This window comes from Bacillus sp. SRB_331, assembly GCF_003264175.1.
GTDB classification, from domain to species: Bacteria; Bacillota; Bacilli; order Bacillales; family Bacillaceae_G; genus Bacillus_A; species Bacillus_A mycoides.
The window spans coordinates 1-1,357 of the sequence record NZ_NADV01000102.1; the positions used below are offsets into that span (position 1 = coordinate 1).

General features: G+C 37.1%; 2 protein-coding genes. Both read right to left on the reverse strand.

The window, feature by feature from the left end:
• On the reverse strand, window positions 1–586 hold a 586-nt coding region (locus B5P42_RS31400), incomplete at its 3' end, for an L-serine ammonia-lyase, iron-sulfur-dependent, subunit alpha (protein WP_113736072.1).
• A gap of 22 nt (window positions 587–608) precedes the next feature.
• A complete protein-coding gene (locus B5P42_RS31405; protein WP_113736073.1) occupies window positions 609–1,307 on the reverse strand; it encodes a serine dehydratase beta chain in 699 nt (232 codons plus the stop codon).
• Window positions 1,308–1,357 lie beyond the last annotated feature (50 nt).

The window sequence follows — 1,357 nt, forward strand, 5'->3', positions numbered from 1 at the left end:
CAGAAGATTGCTGTGGCGTTCCACCTGCAGCTTCTACCGCAGCTGCAGCCGCCATCGCTGAGGCACTGCCTACTTCAGCTTGACATCCTCCGTACGCTCCTGAAATACAAGCGTTGTTTGCGACTATCGTTCCAAATAACGCTGAAGTAAATAGAAAATGAATCATATCTTCATGACTTAACTGCAACGTATCTTTAATACTAAATAGGACTCCCGGAATCGTCCCACTCGCACCTGCTGTTGGAGTTGCACAAATAGCTCCTAATGCAGCATTTACTTCATTAACACCGATAGCACTTTGGATCCCTAACACCATCAAATCTCCAGAAAGGGTTTTCCTATTTTCTCGATAGTTTTTAATTTTAACAGCATCACCTCCGGTTAAACCAGTTGGAGAAAATACACCGTCGCCCTCGATACTTTTATTTATAGCATTTTGCATAGTCGCTAAATTTCGTTCCATTTTACTCCAAACTTCTTCATAAGTAGATTTAGTTTGTTCAATTTCCTGTTCAATTGCTAATTCATAAATTGTCTTTTGGCTTTTATTAGCTGCATCCACAATTTCTTTTATGGCCATATACATATTTTTTCACTCCCTAATGTAACTAAAGAATAATGAGCTTAGCTATATTGCTTAAATTTCCTAATTCCTCCTGGAGATTACCAGGCAATAGCGAATCCAATGCGAATGCATATAGATATTTCCTATTTCCTTCTAAACTATGAAAGTTATTAATTTCTACATCATATTGTTTAAAGATCCTGCGTAAGACAAATTCAAAGTCAGCTCTTTCGGAAATTGCAATAATGACTGGCAATGGCTCCTGCAGATCTAAACTAAATCCGTCAATTTCAACATGTTTGATTTCAATTAATCCACCGCCGACAGAAATACCCATCGTTCTAATACTTCGACTTTCATCCTCTAAATATACATCTGCCGTATTTGGATGATCAGCAGGACTATCACCCGCTTTTTCAATAAAGGTAATGTCGATTCCTTTATATTCTGCTATTTTAATAGCATCTGGCACTTTGCTGTCATCGGCAGCAAATCCTAATATCCCAGCAATAATTGCAAAATCAGTTCCGTGTCCTTTATGGGTTTCAGCAAATGATTCATAATACCTTACCACGACTTTTTTTGGAAGACCTTGAAATAATTTATTGGCTACTGTTCCAATAGCCAAAGCACCTGCAGTATGTGAACTTGAAGGACCTATCATTATGGGCCCAATCACATCAAAACAACTTTTGTATTTAACAACCTTTTTTTCTTTAATAGATGCTACATTCATGTTCATATAAGCACCCCCATAATTTATTATTTTTAATTGCAGTTGAATCTAAGTTA